Origin of the sequence: Spirillospora sp. NPDC052269 (genome assembly GCF_040679435.1) — a bacterium.
Taxonomy (GTDB): domain Bacteria; phylum Actinomycetota; class Actinomycetes; order Streptosporangiales; family Streptosporangiaceae; genus Spirillospora.
In genome coordinates this window covers 140083-153928 of the sequence record NZ_JBFAUU010000021.1, presented here as the reverse complement: position 1 = coordinate 153928, position 13846 = coordinate 140083, and the positions used below count along the sequence as shown (strand labels likewise).

Here is a 13846-nt window from a genome sequence, read left to right as displayed (position 1 = left end):
CTACCACCCGGAAGCAGCGAACGGGAACCACCCATGGTCGGCGTGCGCGCTGGGATCGCACGGTGCCTCTGACGGTCAGTGGATCGGCTGGTCCCACAGGATCTCGACCTGGTCGAAGTGGGTGCGATCAGCCAGACAGGCGTAACCGGTCCGGTCCACGCCGATGCGTCCGGCGAGCAGCGGCGACACCGCGGCGGTGCTGTCGGTCTCGTAGGGGACCTTGCCGGGTATCCGCACCCGCACACGGAACCGGTAGACGTGGGCGTCGTTGATCCGGGCGCGCTCGTCCCCCGCGCTCAGGATCTCGGCGGCGCAGTTGACCGCACGGGCGCGGTCGACCCGGCTGGTGGTGATCTCATCGCTCACCGAAGCGACCACGGAGATCCCCCAGCCGAAACCCGCGGCGGCGACCAGAAAGGGCACACAGCTGAAGGCCAGCCTGGGGTCGCGGGCGCGCACTCCCGCGACAAGGCCGATCAGGCCAAGAGCGCCGGTCACGAGCGCAATAACGCCAAAAACAACGATCATGACGACGCCCACGAGGTCACCCTAGCGTGACCCGTGACCTGCCAAGATCACGATTGATCCGGCCGCAATGGGAGCACGGCGACACAGGCCGTGCAGCTCACGGCGCAGCGCGGCCAGGTTCTCACCCTTTGTTCGACTGCCGCCCGATCCGTCGGCCGGCAAGAGGTGTCGTGCGCGGCACAATGCTGAGCCGTCCGGACGAGGCGGATCTCGGTTCGTGGGGGAGTCGGAGCGGGCGGTCGTGATCACGGTGTTGCTCGATGCCGAGGACATGCGCTGCGCAGCGGCGCGGTGGTGATCGTGTGACGGCGCGTGCGGAAGTAGGGCCAGGATGCGGGCGCGGACGGTTGCTCTGTGTGACCATTCCTCTACCCGGTCGCCGCGTTTTCGGTCGGCTGAGGGCCGTGTCCCTTGCCTGCTCAGGTGGGTGGAGGGTGGCGTTCGGGCAGGTGGGGGCCGGGGGTGGTCGGTTTGGGGGTGTCGGGGGAGTTGGGTAGCGTGCGGTGATCGAGTCGTGATGTTGCGGGTTTGCGGGGTCTCATGGGGTGTTGTGGTAGCGTGCCGCCAATTCTCGGCCAGGGCGGGAGGACGGCGTGATGGGACGTGAGGCCGTCTCTCGGCGTGGACGGATTCTCGGGGTCGGGGTGGCGCTGGCACTGGCCGCGCTCGCGATGCCGACCTCGGGGGCCTCGGCCGCGCCCGAATCCCCGAAGGACGACAAGGCCGAGTTCGCGAAGCTGAAGAAGCGCGCCGACTCGCTCGCCAAGGAGTACCGGGGTGAGCTGGTCTCCCTGGACGCGGCGAAGAAGGCGGCGCAGAAGGCCGGGAAGGACGCCGACCGGCTCTCGCGCGACTTCGAGGTCGCCCGGGGCGCGGTGGGACGGCTCGCCGCCTCGTCCTACATGTCCGGGCAGCTCGACACCGTGCCGATGGTGACGGCAGCCGACACCGACCGGGCCGTCCACGACGCGGCGGTCGTCGAGCACCTGGCCCGCAACAACGGCCGGAAGATCGAGAACCTGCGGACGCTCACCGACCAGGCCGACCGGGCCCGCGAGGACGCCAAGGCCAAGCTCGCCGAGGTGCGCAAGGAGATCGACGACCTGGAGGGGCAGCGCGACCGGGTCCGCAAGCTGCTCGCGAAATACAAGCCTGAGAAGCCCGTCCAGTCCGGGAAGCCGGACGGCACGGGCGGCGGCACCAAGTCGCCCATCATGGGCAACACCATGACGCCCCGGATGCGGACGGTCATGACGGAGATCGACTCGAAGTTCGGGCCGTTCCCCGCGATCGGCTGCGCCCGGCCCGGCGACCCCCAGGACCACGGCTCCGGCACCGCCTGTGACTTCATGGAGAACGCCGCCGGGCAGATGCCCAGCGCCTCCGCGCAGGCGCACGGCGACCAGGTCGCCCAGTACGTCATCAGCAACGCCTCGCGCCTCGGCATCAAGTACGTCATCTGGAAGCAGCGCATCTACGACATGCGCGGCGGCAGCGGCTGGAAGCAGATGGAGGACCGCGGCGGCATCACCGCGAACCACTTCGACCACGTCCACGTCTCGGTTCTCTAGGGGGCCGGGGCGGCCCCTTGGGGTCACCTTGTTCCGTCGCGTCGGTCGATTTCCAGGCCGGCGCGGCCGAACTCAAGCCCGATAGGGTCCAGGCAGGATCTTGATCTTGTTGGAGGGGGCGTGGCGTCGTCCGGTGCGCGGCGGCTTGATCTCGGTGATCCGGCGGTGCTGCGGAGGGTGTGGGAGATCCGGCGGGCCGCCTACGCCGTGGAGGCCGACGTGATCGGGTTCGACGGCATCCCGGCCCTCCACGAATCCCTCGATGACCTGCGGCGCTGCGGCGAGGAGTTCCTCGGGGCCGAGGACGGGGACGACCTGGTGGCGGCGATCTCCTGGACCGTCCTCGAGGACGGGACGGTCCAGATCTGCAGGCTGGTCGTCCACCCGTCCGCGCACCGCCGCGGGCTGGCCTCCACCCGTGGCCTGACCCAGGCGACCGTCCTGTGGAGCTCCTCGCTCGTCTTCGGAACGGCCCTGCCACCCGCCCCTCCCTGACGTGATCCGCGCGGCCGCGCGGGTCACGTCGTTGGTGTGCCTCCTCACGCCGACCCCAGGTATACGGCTCCGTATAGAGGGCGCTATGGTCGAGGTATACGTCACCGTATAGATCGGAGTCGACCCATGAGACTTCCCCGAAGCGCCCACACCGAACGCCCCTGGCGGATCCACCAGATCGCCGCCGACTTCACGGTGGAGGACGTGTGGGCGCTGCCCACCCCAGGTGGCCCGGACGACCTCGACAGGCTGGTCCGACAAGTCGCCGAGGGCGTGCGCGGCGGTGTCTCCGGTGAGGGCGTCTGGTCCCGGGCGCTGTTCGCCGTCCGCTGGAAGCTCGGCGCCCTTCTCGGCTGGGACCGGTCGGAGACCGGCATCGGCGGCCGCATCGTCTCCCTGCGTGACCGGTTGCCGGCGGACCTCCGCGATGGCCCTTCGGGCCCCGACCTCGGCACGTCCCCGTTCCGCTCCATCTACCAGATAGGGGACGAGTGGGCGGCGGAGATGGGCAACAAGACCGTCCACGGGGTGATGCACATCGGCTGGGTCCCGGACGGAGCCGGCGGCTATCGCGGTCAGATGGCCGTCCTGGTGAAGCCCAACGGACCGCTCGGCGCCCTGTACATGGCCGCCATCAAGCCCTTCCGCTACGTCGGCGTGTACCCCGCGCTGATGCGCGCCATCGGCCGCCGCTGGCAGGAGACGAACACCGAGCGAAGCCGTGCCTGATCCGCGGCCCGAACAGCAGGCCCCAGGTCTAGGGCTGGATGTCGCGCTGGTACCAGGTGCCTGACTTGCCACCGAGATCGGCAGGGGCGGCCGGGCCGACCGGGACGAACCCGGTCTTGGTCAGCACCCTCTGGGACGCGATGTTGTCGTGGGAGGTGGCCGCCCGAAGCGTCCGCAGCCCGTGCCTTGCCGCCGCGATCCGGCACAGCTCCCCGTCAGACGGGCGGCATCAGATCGCTCTCGCTGATGGTGTACGTCAGCCGAGGGTAGAGGAAATCCGTTTCCTTGTTCTCACGGCGGCGTAGTTGGTAGAACTCGCGACTCTGCTCCTCGTCGGCCGGCATGAGGCGCGCAGCCTGCGGGAGGTATGCATGTCCGTCGCGAAACCGGATGAAGGTCTTTGACGTTCGGAACGTCACGCCCAGCCATGGGTTGTCCGTTGACTGGACGGGCGCGTCCAGCACGATCTTGTGCCTGAGTCGCCGATTCGAGTCGACGGAGAACGCGACCACGCTGTTGTGGGCGAGGGGAATCTCGAACTTCTCCCCATCGGACTCCTTCGCTTCGAAGATCAGCTTCCTCGGCGGGCTCGCGTCGGGATCCTGGTAGCAGGAGAAAACGGCGATGAACGACCCGTCGGCCAGATCGAGGGCTTGGTCGGAATGACCGCCCATGGTCCTGTAGGCGTTCGTGTAGGTCTCGATGAGAGCGTTGTTGAAGCCGACCGAAAGACCCGCACGTTCTTGAATCTGCTGCGCCAGCCGTTCGTGCACCGCCCGGAAGCGCTGCGCCGGGCTGCCGTATCGAGTGGTGGTGCGTACGAGGGGCACGCCATCCGCCTCGTCGGTCCTGGTGAGCACGGCACCGCGCCGGCCTTTTCCCACATCTTCCCAGCGAGTCGACGCGGACAGCTCCGCGAAGAGATTCTCCTCGGTCGTCAGAGCGTAAGAGAGGATCTCATCCGAGATCCTAGACTCGGGGGGCAAGGTAATCTCCCGTGTTCATGCTGAAGAGAAAGTCGTCGCCGTAGTCGATGAAGGACGAGGTCTTGTTCTCCTCGGCGTACAGTCTGCGAAGCTCGTCCATGCCCGCCGGTGTGGGGGGCTCCAACTCCACCAAGCCATCGCCCGCCTTGAGGAATGTCTGGCTGTTCTTGTGGACGGCTTCGGTGCTCGAGCAGCGCACCACGTATCCCAGGCGAGTCGGGAGCAACTCGGCGTCCAACACTGAGGGCCGGATCTCGTGCGTGTACAGGCGATTGGTGGACAGCGGCATGAAGAACACGGAGCCGGGATAGAGGGTCAGGGCGAACTGCTGGGGGAGCGCACCCCCGCCGTGTCCTTCGGCCGACTTCTTGAGGCGAAAGCGGAGCGTGGTCAGCCCACTGACGCCCTTCACCCCGTAGTCGAAAGCGTCATCGGCCATGGGTTGTAGCTTGTCAAGCCGGTCATAGAAGGTGCAGAAGGCCATGATTCCGTTGGCGGGCATGTCCTTGGTCTTGTCGGCGTGGGATGAGATCTTGGCCTTGGACTGCTTGCGCTCGGCCGTGGCAAGGGTGTTGTGGTAGATCTGAGCGAGGACGTGATTCAGCGGCGCCTGGTCCCGGAAGACGGCGTCGGCCTCGCGGTTCAGAGCCTCGACGATGTGCGTGTCGGTCGGACGGAAGCCTTCGGTCGGCCCTGAGAGGTTCGTGGAGCAGCGAAGCAGGCGGAAATGTAGTTCGTCACCGTCTTGTGTGACGGGCGTCAGATAGATTCCGCTGCGATGGGCCGATCCAGGCTTGGTGGACTCCGTCAGGGACTGGAACGCATGTTCCGCACTGATCCGTCCGAAGTGATCGGCGTCGAGGTCGAAAAATCGGCGGTAGTACACGCCGGCACCGTGTACGCGGATGGGAACCTGGCCGAGGTCGACGAAGGTCCAGGGTTCGTCCACGTCCTCGCGGTAACCGTGTGACAGCTCCCGGATAACGAAAACCCGGTCCGCCGCACGTAGTTGGCGGCCGTCGATCCCGGATACATCGCCACACAGGTAGACGGTCTTCTGTGTGAGGTCGCACGAACCGGAAGCCAGTTCCTCCGGCGTGATCGTGAACCCGAAAAAATCCCCGATCAAGCCACAGTCCCGCGCCGTCGAAGGCGCGACCAAAATATTGCGCGCGTCATCGATGCGGGCTTCTGCCGGCTCCGTTGTGTACATCAACCCGTACCTGCCATCGCACCCTGCGACGCGAACCCGCAGAGCCGACCAGATGCCTGCCGGTCCGTTCGCCTCATTTCATGAACTACCGGACGTTGGAGCGTGCCAGATTAGCATCAGGTTGATTTCTTGGCTGCGCCAGTCCTCGAGGGGCGACGGCCTGTTCGGCGAGCGCAAGGAGCTTGCGCAGTCGGGTTTTGAAGGACGTTCATGCCAGCGCGGCGGCGACCTTGCTGGAGCGGAGGCCGGGGATGTGCTCCCCGGCCCGGGTCGGGTGATCGTCCCGTCGATCGGCAGTCCGAGCCATGCTGGGCGAAGCGGTCTCGGACGGCTGCCGCCGGTCAGAGGACCTGGATCGTCCAGGCGCCCTCCGCGTGAACATGAACGTAGGCCGGGCCCTCGAGGACGGCTTCGATGGTGGTGTCGCCCCTGCCCGACAGCAGCGGCTCGCCCTTTTCGAAGGCGGGTGTGAGGACGGTCAGGGAGAACGTTCCGGGTGTGCTGTGACGCATCCTGATCTGCGTCGGGCCGCCGTCGTAGCGGAACACGTAGCCGCCTTCCCCACCGAGCTGGTCGCGGAGGACGGGGGCGGTGTCGACGGGCTGGAGCCAGGCCCACCAGCTGTTGCCGAATCCCGCCTTGATGGCGAGGTGGACCTCGCGTTCCTCGCTCGCGGGCAGCGGGACCACGACCCGCCGCTGCCTCTTGGAACGCAACAGCGTCGTGCGCCGGTCCGGCGGGCCCATCTCGACAAGGTTGTGGCGGTCCTCATACCGGATGCGGACCACCAGGAGGACCGGACGGTCGATAGAGGGACGCTGGAGAGTCACTTCCCCGTTGTATTGCCCCTGTGCCCGTCGCGCCTTGCCGGTGTTCTGCGGCCACATCTTGAACGGGGGCGGCGGTTTGGGCTGCCCGGTGGGCTTCGGCGGATCTCCGGTGGGCTTCGGCGCGGTGACGAGGCGAGCGGTGCGCGGCGGTGCGGGTTCACCCGCCAGGCGGGCATCCACGGAGGCGAGGGCGTGCCTGCCCTCGTCCAACGCGCGCAGAACGTCGGCGGCGTCGCGTCGGTCACGGTCGCCGACGAGGTCGCGCTTGGCCTGTTCGTAGGAGTGCAGGGCGCGTTCGTAGTCGGCCAGCAGCGTCGGGTCTCCGGCATGGGCGGACGGGACGAGCGAATGCCGCATCAGTGCCTCGCCGAACGCGGTGATCTCGGCGTCGATCTCGGCGAGTTCGTCGGCGCGCCGCCGCCGGAACAGCCGTCCCATAAATCCCACAGACGCCGTTGTATCCGAAACGTCCACGGAGTATCGATCGGGACGCCGCCGTCAGGGCAGGCCGGACCGACGGGCCATGGTGGGAAGCTGATGGTGGTGGGCGGGGAGGTGCTGTGGCGAAGTGACGCCCTGGTCGGCCGGTGAGCAGGTCAAGCTGGTGACGTTCTCGGTCCACGTCGGCCACAGGGCGGCTTCTCGATGCCCTCGGACCAGCGCCGGGGCACCCAGCACCGACGCCTCCCGCGCCGGGTATCTGACCCAGAGGAGAAACATGAGACAGGCGACCAAGCACGAAGGCACTCGCAGCGATCTCCTCGAGCAGCTGGCTGAGGCGATCACGTCCGCCGGCACCAGGCACCCGCTCAGGGTCGCCATCGACGGGCCGCCCGCCTCGGGCAAGACCACGCTGGCCGACGAACTCGCCGCCGTCCTCCGCACACGGGGCCGCGAAGTCATCCGCGCGTCGATCGACGACTTCCTCTTCCCCCGGGCACAGCGTTACCGACGAGGCCAGTACTCGGCCGAAAGCTGCTACTTCGATGCCCACGACCGAGATGCGATACGCCGCGTGCTGCTCGACCCGCTCGGCCCCGGAGGAGACCGAAGGTTCCGGACAGCGGTCTACCACCGGGAAACCGACACCACGGCGTCCCTCCCAGCCGCCACCGCCCCCGCAGACGCCGTGCTGCTCTTCGACGGCGTCTTCCTCCTGCGTCCAGAGCTGATCGACCGCTGGGACCTGAGCATCTTCGTCTCGGTCACCTTCGACCGGACGCTGGAGCGCGCTCAGGCCCGAGGCACCGCACAGGCCGGACTCGCCGCCGACACGACCGAGATCGAACGGTCCTGGAACGAACGCTACCTACCCTCCCAACAGCTCTACTCCGCCCAAGCCCGCCCGACCGACCACGCCGACATCATCGTGAACAACAACGAGCTCCAGCGGCCTGCTTGGGAAGTCAGACCGCACCGATCAGCACCGAGCACATAGGGACTCCTTCATCCGAGGCATGGCCTGGCACGAACTCGGCTGCCTCCACCACGACCAGGGAGATCTGGCGCTGGCCAAGGAGTTCCAACAGCGCGGCACCGACTTGGGGGCTGCCTGGGGGAGGGCGACGGTGAAACGATCACCGGCGCTTGCGAACTACGGCGAGCCTCCTTCGGCCTCCAAGCCGAGCAGCTCCCGACCCGCCCGCCGGAAGGCCGATGACCTGCACAGACTGTCAAGAGGTGCCTAATTCCCGTCCATTTCGAATGACGGACGCTGGGCGGCGGACGGCCCGGATGCGATTCTCAGGCCATGGGCTACGACATCTCCGAACCCTACGGACCGCTGATCGAGACCACGGCGCGGGTCGCGGTCTGGAACGTGTGGGCCCGATTCGGCCCCTGGCACGAGCGTGAGCAGGCGATCCTCGCGGTGCTGGCCGGAGCGGACGCCGACGTCGTCGTGCTCATCGAGGCATGGGAGAACGCCGAGGAGGGCCAGGCCGACCGGCTGGGCAGACGGCTCGGCCTGCCGCATCGGGTGTTCCGAGGCGTCCCGGACGAGATGGCCGCGGACGACGGGCTCTCCGGCGTCGCCGTCCTGTCGAGGTGGCCCCTCACGCAGCTCGGGCAGCAGCGCCTCGGCGACCAGGACGGCTGGGACGGCGGCTTCGCCGTGTTCGCCCGCGCGGACGGCCCGCGCGGCCCGCTCCAGGTCTTCGGCGTGACGCTCGGCTGGAAGCCGGGGCACAGCACGCAGCGCCAGCAGCAGGTCCGAGACCTCGGCGCGTTCGTCCGCAAGGAAGCCGACACGCAGGCCCCCGTGGTGGTCGCCGGAGACCTGAACGCCGTCCCGGACAGCGACGAGCTCAGAATGCTGACCGGCCGCACCGCCGTGGCCGCGCCCGGCCTGGTGTTCTACGACGCCTGGGAGATGGCCGGGGACGGAACGGCCGGTCACACCTGGTGCAACGCCAACCCCTGGGCCCGTCCGGTGCTGTGGCCGGACCGCAGGATCGACTACGTCCTGTCCGCATGGCCGCGCGGCGGGGGAGCGGGCCACCCCGTCCGCTGCGACCTGCTTGGCACCTCGCCGGTGGAGGGCGTCATGGCGTCCGACCACTACGGCGTCGTCGCCGACCTCCGCTACTGACCACCGCCGTCCACACGCGAACGCCCACGTCGCGCGCCCTCCCTCCTGAACACGCCGCCGACCGCCGGCTCTGTCGGCGACCGGCGTGTTCTCGGGCGCCAGGCGGCGACCCATCACCTGATTTCCTCAAACCCACCCCGCCGGGTGAGTAAAATCAACATCGCTTCGCTGATATATTAAGAAAATCAAGTGGTGACTGAATGACGAGCCAGGTGACGACAAGGGGGCCACGGGTGGACTGGCAGGAACTGACGGACCTGACGCAGGGGCGGCCGTTCACGGTCGAGCGGGTCCGCCTGGCCGACAGCGACGTCGTGATCGAAGGACGGTTCGAGCCGCCGCAGCTGGCCCGGCTCAGCGCCGACGACCAGGTCTTCGTCGCCGCGTTCGTCCGCTCCCACGGGTCCATCAAGGAGATGGAACGCGTCTTCGGGGTGAGCTACCCGACGGTCAAGTCCCGACTGAACCGGATCTCCGACCAACTCGACTTCGTCGACACCGCCCCGGAACCCACCGGCGCCGACGTCATCGACCGCCTGCGCCGCGGCGAGATCAGCGCCGAGGAGGCGCTGGCCGAACTGGAGAAGTCCCGATGATCCCTCAACTGGTGACGGTGGGCTACCGCCGCCCCAACGGCCACCGACGGCGGCTCTTCGTCCCCGTCCTGCCGGCAGCGCTGGTGCTGTCACCACTCCTCGTGCTCGCCGTCCTGGCCGGACTGGTCGCCTGCCTCATCTTCAAGGTGAGGCCGATCGCCGCGCTGCTCGGCATCGGGCGAGTGCTGCTGGCTCTGCCCGGCACCCGCTTCGAGCTCGAGGAGAGCACGACCGCCTTCCAGGTCAGCATCAGATGAGCAGAGGAGAAGCACGACGATGAACGACCAGGGCCGCCAGATCCTGCAGATGCTGTCCGAAGGCAAGATCACCGCCGACGAGGCCGAACGCCTGCTCGACGCCCTCGGCCGCCAGCAACCAGAGCCCGCACCGGGCGCCAATCCCCGCCCGAAGACCCGCCTCAAATACCTGCGCGTGGTGGTCCACTCCACCGAAGACCCCAGCGGGCCGACCTCCGTAAACATCCGCGTCCCGTTGCAACTCCTGCGCGCCGGCGTCCGACTCGCGACCCTCATCCCCCCGCAGGCGCTCACCAAGGTCAACGAGAGCCTGGAGCAGTCGGGCGTGCCGATCGACCTCACCCAACTCAAGCCGCAGGACCTCGAAGAACTCATCGAGCACCTCGACGACGTCACCGTCGACATCAACGACCCCGGCAGCAAGGTCCAAGTCTTCTGCGAATGACCCCACCCCGCGAACCCTGACCCCAACAGCTCAGGGCCTCACCTCCACCTGCTTCGCGCCATCGGCATCAACGTCACCGCGCCACCAACAGACGCACGGAGGTTCACCTGCCCCATTGACGGTTTCGCATCCCGGCCACCCCTCACAGGCTGGGAGAACCCGGTGCCAGTGAACAGCCTCTGCGACGTGAAGGAGATGAGCCGTATCGCGGACGACCTGCTGGTCAGATCGGCTTCCGCGCGGCCCACCCCGCCGCCCCAGCGCGCCCCCTGTGCCGGGACGGCCAACCCGTGCCGTCCATCCTCCGCACAGTCCGTGACCTGCTCGCCCAGGCGCCCGTCGCCTGGCACCGATCTGCAACTCCGGCGGCGCGCTGCCACCCTCCAAGCCACTGAGGAACCCGGATGCCAACAGGCCAGCCCAGCCCACCCGCGCTGCGCGCGTCCGACGCAGACCGCGACCAGGCCATCGAACAACTTCACGCCGCCATCGCCGACGGCCGACTCGACCCACTCGAGTTCAACGAGCGCGTGGACGCAGCACTCGCCGCCCGCACCCTCAACGAGCTGACCCCACTCGTCACCGATCTGACCGCGACGTCAGGCGGCACCAACACACTCACACCACCGTCCACCGAGCCACCCGCCGACCTGCTCACCATCAAAGAGAAACACGGCTCAGTCCGCCGCGACGGCAGGTGGACGCTCCCACACCGACTCGCGGTGCGCACCAAGTGGAGCGACGTCCTACTCGACCTGTCCAACGCTGTGCACAGCGCACCCGAACTACTCATCGACCTGCGCGTCCAGGGCGGCACCGTGAACCTGGTCCTCGCGCCAGGCATGATCGTGGACGCCAACGGACTCTCGGCACGCCACAGCACACTGGCGATCACCAAGGACGCGAACGACACCACCCCGCAGACCCTGCACGTCCACCTAGCGGGCCGACTCCGCCACGCCAACCTCGAAACCCGCTGGCAACCACCAACCCAATATCCCGGCCGCCCGCGAACATCCCGTCCACACCATGCCGCATGACCATCGGATTTCCACGTCTGATGTAGGCGATTCGCCGGGCAGAGTACGGCGCCCCCACCGTGGGGATGAGTACCCGCAAGACGCACGAGACCTTCAATGACTTCGTCGTGTTGCGCCCCCTCGCAGGGACGATGAGGACTCGACTACGAGACGTGGACGGGTACGGGCGTGGGTGTTGCGAACCCCCAAAGGGGCGATGAGGACCCGCCCCTCGACGCGACCAGCGGAATCGTGCCGATCGCCTCCGGGGCGCGCCTCGCCACCACCAGCAATTGAACACACCCGGCGGCGGCGGGGCATGAACGCCCCGCGACCGCCACTCGCGTGTCAGCCGGCCTTGTCCGGCGTGGCGGGGGCCGCAGCCTTGGGATACATCCGGAACGCGCCGACCAAGGTGAGGACGGCGACCACGGCGATGGCCAGGAAGGCGTCGGAGTAGGCGGCGCCCTCGTGCCCCGGATACAGCGGGTTGACGGCACCGCCGCCGTTCCGCTGGCGTGCGGTCACCAGCACGCCGAGCAGCGCGGGGCCCGCGCCGGCGCCGAGGAACTGCGCGCCCTGGAGGATCCCGACGCCGACACCGACCAGGCCGGGCGGCAGTGCGCCCGCCGCCGCGCTGATGAGCGGGGTCAGGACGCAGATGAAACCGACGCTGAGCCCGAGGACGCCGACCCCTGCCGGGATCACCGAACCGCCACCCGCGAAGGTCGACAGGACCAGGGCGAACAGTCCCATGGCCGCCAGCCCCGCCAGCACCAGCGTGCGGGTGCCGACGCGGTCGGTGAGGCGTCCGATCAGCGGTGAGACGACGGCGGCGGCGACGCCGGCCGGGATCATGACGAGCGCGCCCTCTCCGGAAGTCAGACCGTGGACGTCGACCACCAGCAACGGGACGAACACCAGGCCGCCGAGGTTGACGACCATGGCGAGGAAAGCGATGACGACCGCCGCCCGGTAGACCCGGTTGCTGAACAGCGAGGGTGGGACGAACGGCTGGGCGACGCGGACGGTGCGCCGTCCGAACAGTCCGATCGTCGCGGCCGCCGCGGTGAGGCTGCCCCAGGTCGTGGGCGCGCCCGGCCCGGCGGCCTGCGCCTGGGTGATGCCGAACAGGAGCAGCCCCGCGCCGAGGCCGAGGAGGACGCCGCCGAGAAGGTCGAAACGGCCCGCGCCCGCCGGGGCCTCGTCGGGCAGCACACGCAGCACGACGGGAAGGAGGAGCACCGCGACGGCGAGCATGAGCCAGAACAGCGGCCGCCATCCGAGGAACTGGCCGATCCCTCCGCCGATGGCCGGCCCGGCGGCGGTGCCGATGCCCGCGGCCGAGGAGACGACACCGATCCCCATGCCGCGCCGGTCCACCGGCAGCAGCCGGGTGACGGCGGTGATCGACAGCACCGGGATCCCGGCCGCTCCGGCCCCCATGACGATCCGCCCGAGGACGAGCACGAGGAGATCCGGGGCGAGCGCGCAGATCAGGCTTCCGGCGGCGTAGACGAGCAGCGCGATGCCGAAGAGGCGGCGCAGGCTCGTCCGGTCGGAGATCCGTCCGTAGAGCGGGATGCCGACCGAGAACGCCAGCAGAAAGCCGGTGACGACCCACGCGAGCTGAGCCTCGGAGGCCCCGAACTCCGCTCCGATCGCCGGGAGCACCAGGTTGACCATGTCGCTCGCGACGACCGTGGCGAGCATCGCGGGCATGAGGACGGCCAGCAGGACCGCTCCCGAACCGGTTCGTCCGGCCGTGACCGGTGTCGTCGACGCAAGGGACAAGGCGCTCATCCTCCAAGGGAAAAGAAACTGATACTAATTCGGTTGCAGTTAGGGTGAAAGAAAAGGCGGAGGGCGTGCCTCCGCCTTTCGGTCGACAGGTGACGGCTACTGGCGCGGGAGTGCGGCCTCGCGCTCCTTGGTCAGCACCTCGTCGAGCAGGTGGGCGATGGTGGTCCGGCCGAGCCGTTCCCCCATGGCGTCCTCGGCGTCCCGGAACTCCGCGTCGACCAGGGCGACCATGTGCCGTCCGACGTCGCACGCCTCGCTGGGCGGATGGGCGTGCCGCGACAGGACGGGCCCCGGTTCGACGGCGGCGTAAGCGTCGCGGAGCGTGATGTCGCGCGGGGCGCGGGCGAGGGACCAGCCGCCGCCCCGTCCTTCGGTGGACGTCACAAGCCCCGCGTCCCGCAGGCCGCCGAGGATGCGCCGCACGAGCACCGGGTTGCCGGCCAGACTGTCGGCGATTTCCCCGGAGGTCAGCGAGTGGTCACCCCAGCGCGCCAGCATCGTGAGCGCGTGGATCGCGACCGCGCTCTTGCTGCTGAGACTCACCGCGCCCCCATCCGTCACCCGTTCAAGAACTGCAACCACGCTAGTTCCAGTTTGGGATGATCGTCAATCCGACCCACATCCCACGGTCGTGCCCCGCGCGCTGCGAGCCCTCACAGGGGCGATGGGGACCGTCCGGACGCGGTCCGCCAGGACGACGCCGGCCAGTTGCGAACCATCACAGGGGCGATGAGGACCTCAAAGACCTGCCCGTCGAGGACGACAGCGCCGGGGAGTTGCGAAC

General features: G+C 68.6%; 15 protein-coding genes. 9 read left to right on the top strand and 6 right to left on the bottom strand.

Annotation, left to right across the window (positions count from 1 at the left end):
• Positions 1 to 75: 75 nt before the first annotated feature.
• Positions 76 to 540, bottom strand: coding sequence for a hypothetical protein (locus AB0L06_RS36105; protein ID WP_500235677.1), 465 nt, complete (start codon positions 538 to 540; stop codon positions 76 to 78).
• Positions 541 to 1124: 584 nt separating this feature from the next.
• Here AB0L06_RS36105 and AB0L06_RS36100 point away from each other — a divergent pair.
• From AB0L06_RS36100 to AB0L06_RS36090, 3 genes are all read left to right on the top strand, one after another.
• Positions 1125 to 2099: a coiled-coil domain-containing protein gene (locus AB0L06_RS36100; protein WP_500235676.1), complete on the top strand. Its 975-nt coding sequence runs from the start codon at positions 1125 to 1127 to the stop codon at positions 2097 to 2099.
• 120 nt (positions 2100 to 2219) lie between these two features.
• The gene (locus tag AB0L06_RS36095) at positions 2220 to 2594 is read left to right on the top strand and encodes a GNAT family N-acetyltransferase (protein WP_500235675.1); all 375 of its coding nucleotides are present in this window, start codon (positions 2220 to 2222) and stop codon (positions 2592 to 2594) included.
• Between the two features lie 126 nt (positions 2595 to 2720).
• A complete protein-coding gene (locus tag AB0L06_RS36090) occupies positions 2721 to 3323 on the top strand; it encodes a DUF2867 domain-containing protein (protein WP_500235674.1) in 603 nt (200 codons plus the stop codon).
• 215 nt (positions 3324 to 3538) lie between these two features.
• On the opposite strand, the gene AB0L06_RS36085 is transcribed toward AB0L06_RS36090, so the two are convergent.
• From AB0L06_RS36085 to AB0L06_RS36075, 3 genes are all read right to left on the bottom strand, one after another.
• Complete coding sequence (locus AB0L06_RS36085) at positions 3539 to 4309, bottom strand: alpha-ketoglutarate-dependent dioxygenase AlkB (protein ID WP_500235673.1); 771 nt, start codon at positions 4307 to 4309, stop codon at positions 3539 to 3541.
• Entirely contained in the window at positions 4293 to 5522 is a 1230-nt protein-coding gene (locus tag AB0L06_RS36080) for a hypothetical protein (protein ID WP_500235672.1), read from the bottom strand. The genes AB0L06_RS36085 and AB0L06_RS36080 overlap by 17 nt, the downstream gene beginning before the upstream one ends.
• A 341-nt stretch (positions 5523 to 5863) precedes the next feature.
• Complete coding sequence (locus AB0L06_RS36075; RefSeq protein ID WP_500235671.1) at positions 5864 to 6790, bottom strand: hypothetical protein; 927 nt, start codon at positions 6788 to 6790, stop codon at positions 5864 to 5866.
• Positions 6791 to 7070: 280 nt separating this feature from the next.
• On the opposite strand from AB0L06_RS36075, the gene AB0L06_RS36070 reads away from it, so the two are divergent.
• The 6 genes from AB0L06_RS36070 to AB0L06_RS36045 all read left to right on the top strand — a co-directional run bounded on the left by AB0L06_RS36070 (position 7071) and on the right by AB0L06_RS36045 (position 11280).
• Positions 7071 to 7790: a cytidylate kinase family protein gene (locus tag AB0L06_RS36070; RefSeq protein ID WP_500235670.1), complete on the top strand. Its 720-nt coding sequence runs from the start codon at positions 7071 to 7073 to the stop codon at positions 7788 to 7790.
• 312 nt (positions 7791 to 8102) lie between these two features.
• Positions 8103 to 8942: an endonuclease/exonuclease/phosphatase family protein gene (locus AB0L06_RS36065; protein WP_500235669.1), complete on the top strand. Its 840-nt coding sequence runs from the start codon at positions 8103 to 8105 to the stop codon at positions 8940 to 8942.
• Positions 8943 to 9175: 233 nt separating this feature from the next.
• Positions 9176 to 9538: a DUF2089 domain-containing protein gene (locus tag AB0L06_RS36060; protein ID WP_500235668.1), complete on the top strand. Its 363-nt coding sequence runs from the start codon at positions 9176 to 9178 to the stop codon at positions 9536 to 9538.
• A complete protein-coding gene (locus AB0L06_RS36055; protein WP_500235667.1) occupies positions 9535 to 9795 on the top strand; it encodes a hypothetical protein in 261 nt (86 codons plus the stop codon). The genes AB0L06_RS36060 and AB0L06_RS36055 overlap by 4 nt, the downstream gene beginning before the upstream one ends.
• Before the next feature lie 19 nt (positions 9796 to 9814).
• Positions 9815 to 10240, top strand: coding sequence for an SHOCT-like domain-containing protein (locus AB0L06_RS36050; protein WP_500235666.1), 426 nt, complete (start codon positions 9815 to 9817; stop codon positions 10238 to 10240).
• Between the two features lie 404 nt (positions 10241 to 10644).
• Positions 10645 to 11280: a DUF1707 SHOCT-like domain-containing protein gene (locus AB0L06_RS36045; protein ID WP_500235665.1), complete on the top strand. Its 636-nt coding sequence runs from the start codon at positions 10645 to 10647 to the stop codon at positions 11278 to 11280.
• Positions 11281 to 11607: 327 nt separating this feature from the next.
• Here AB0L06_RS36045 and AB0L06_RS36040 read toward each other — a convergent pair whose 3' ends face one another.
• Entirely contained in the window at positions 11608 to 13053 is a 1446-nt protein-coding gene (locus AB0L06_RS36040) for an MFS transporter (RefSeq protein ID WP_500235664.1), read from the bottom strand.
• A gap of 105 nt (positions 13054 to 13158) precedes the next feature.
• A complete protein-coding gene (locus AB0L06_RS36035; RefSeq protein WP_500235663.1) occupies positions 13159 to 13605 on the bottom strand; it encodes an Rrf2 family transcriptional regulator in 447 nt (148 codons plus the stop codon).
• Between the last annotated feature and the right edge of the window lie 241 nt (positions 13606 to 13846).